The organism is Pseudorhodobacter sp. (assembly GCF_030452865.1).
GTDB lineage: Bacteria > Pseudomonadota > Alphaproteobacteria > Rhodobacterales > Rhodobacteraceae > Pseudorhodobacter.
Genome location: NZ_JAKDLJ010000483.1, coordinates 1 through 2,436 on the forward strand (window position 1 = coordinate 1; position 2,436 = coordinate 2,436).

The following is a 2,436-nucleotide window of genomic DNA, read 5'->3' on the forward strand; positions in this document are numbered from 1 at the left end:
TGTGAGTTTGGTGACATTGCCCATATCAAGGATAAGCGCAAGTCAGGGGAGCCTTATATCACCCACCCTATTGCGGTCGCTGAGATATTGGCAGGTTTTCGCTTGGATCGAGATACCATCATTGCGGCGATTTTGCATGATACGGTGGAGGATTGCGCGGTCTCAGAGGCGGAGTTGGTGACGCGGTTCGGTGCGCAAATCGCCGGGATTGTTGCGGAATTGACCGATAACAAGGCGCTGGAGAAAGCCGAGCGCAAGCGGTTGCAAACGGTCCATGCGCCCGGAAAATCACCCGCGGCGGCTTTGGTGAAAATCTGTGACAAGATGTCGAACATTCGCGCTGTGGAGGAAACCCCGCCCGTGCATTGGGATGTAGTGCGGCAGATCGCCTATCTTGACTGGGCGGAATCTGTCGTCGAATTGTTGCCCGCAGGTGCAGACCCGGCACGACAGGAATTTGCAAAACGGTTGCGTGACGCCCGCGCGGCGGTGGCGGCGCGGGCTTGATGAATAGGGGTGGTGCGCTGAAGCGCACCCCACGCCAGATCAGAGCGTGATGCGGTAACGGGCGAAACCGTTGTCGCCATCCCCTGCGGCTTCGATCTTTACGCCTTTCACGTCACTCAGGTATTGCTTGCCACCGGGTCCGGTGTCGAACAACACCGTCGTACCCGGCAGCGGCGCAAAGCCCCAATTGTCATCGGCGGTCGGGTTGATCGTGCCTTGATCGACGATATAGCGCACCAGCACATCGCGGTTGGTATCCGGCCCTTCAAAGATAATTGTGGTGCCATCGGCGCCGGGAAAACTACCGCCACCGGAGGCACGGTAGTTATTGGTTGCAATGATGAATTTCGCATCTTTATCAATAGGTTGCCCATTGAAGCGCAGATCCGTGATGCGGTTTGTATCGGGGTTTATCACGGCGCCGTCCTTATCGAACATCGGCGGTTGGCTGAGGTCGATCTTATAGGTCACCCCGTCGATCACGTCGAAATTATAGCTGGGGAAATCGGGGTTGAGCAGGACTTCATCCGTGCCGCCGGCCGTGATCTGGTTGAACATACCGGCGGAGCGTTCTAGCCAGCCCTTGACCTGCGCGCCAGTGACTTGCACGGCGCGGACAGTGTTGGGGTAGAGGTAAAGGTCGGCGACGTTCTTGATTGCGACATCGCCGACCGGAACATCGGTGTAATAATCGGCACCGCCACGACCACCGGCCTTGAACGGAGCAGCGGCGGACAGCAGAGGAAGTTCAGCAAATTCAGTGCCTTCCAGCATTTGCTTGATGTACCATGTTTGTGCGTTGGAGACGACCTGGACCGACGGATCATCGGCCACCAATGCGAAATAGCTGTATAGCGGGGCGGCAGTTTTGCCTACCGCGCGGCGCACATATTCGAGAGTCGCGTCATGTTCCTTTTGCACGGCGGCGAGTACCGGGGCGTAATCGGGCACCAGCGCGGAGATGGATTTATCTTCGTTGCGTTTAGAAATCGGGCGGGCCTCGGCAGTATGCGAAACGATGCGCCAGGTGGAGCCATCGCGTTCCAGCAGCAGGTCAATCAGCCCCATATGGCTGCCCCAGAAACCACCCATGACGCCCGGTTTGCCGCTGATCGTGCCTGCGGTGATATCGGTGCCAGCGCGACCCTCAAAGGTTTTGGAGGGGAACACCAGATGGCTGTGACCAGTCAGGATCGCATCAATCCCGTCAATCGCGGCGAGGGGAACGGCGGCGTTTTCGGCGCCGTCGATATGGTCCGCATCCCCAATGCCGGAATGGCACAGGGCGATGATGATATCGGCGCCTTTCTCTTTCATTTCAGGGATATAAGCTTTGGCGGTGTCAACGATATCGCGGGTCTGGACGTTGCCTTCCAGATGCTTGCGGTCCCAGTTCATGATCTGCGGCGGCACGAAACCGATAAGGCCGATCTTGATGGGATAGGTCTCTCCCGTGCCGTCTTTGATCGTGCGCTCAATGATGATGTAGGGCGGCAGCAGAGTTTTGTCCTCGCGCGGGGTTGCGCCGAGCTTCTTGGCGACATTGGCCGAGACCACCGGGAAATTCGCGCCTTGGAGCGAGGTGAGCAGGAAGGGCAGCCCGTAGTTGAATTCGTGATTGCCAAGGGTGGAGGCGTCAAACCCGAGCGTGTTCATCGCGTTGATGACAGGGTGGGTGTCGCCTTCTTTCATGCCCCGCTCATAGGCAATGTAGTCGCCAAGCGGGTTGCCTTGCAGGAAATCGCCGTTGTCGATCAGGATGGAATTCGTCGCCTCGGCCCGGATGCCTTCGATCAGGCTGGCAGTGCGCGACAGGCCGACGGTATCGACGGGTTTGTCGGCGTAATAGTCATAGGGGAAGACGTGGACGTGAATATCCGTGGTTTCCATGATGCGCAGATGCGCCTGATTGGAGGCCGCGCGGGCGGA

General features: G+C 58.2%; 2 protein-coding genes. One reads left to right on the forward strand and one right to left on the reverse strand.

Features of this window, described 5'->3' with window-relative positions:
* A partial coding sequence (locus tag L0H65_RS18380; protein ID WP_301460657.1) for an HD domain-containing protein occupies positions 1-507 on the forward strand: 507 nt, incomplete at its 5' end.
* A gap of 39 nt (positions 508-546) precedes the next feature.
* Here the strand turns inward: L0H65_RS18380 and L0H65_RS18385 are convergent.
* The coding region (locus L0H65_RS18385) for a bifunctional 2',3'-cyclic-nucleotide 2'-phosphodiesterase/3'-nucleotidase (protein WP_301460658.1) at positions 547-2,436 on the reverse strand (1,890 nt) is incomplete at its 5' end.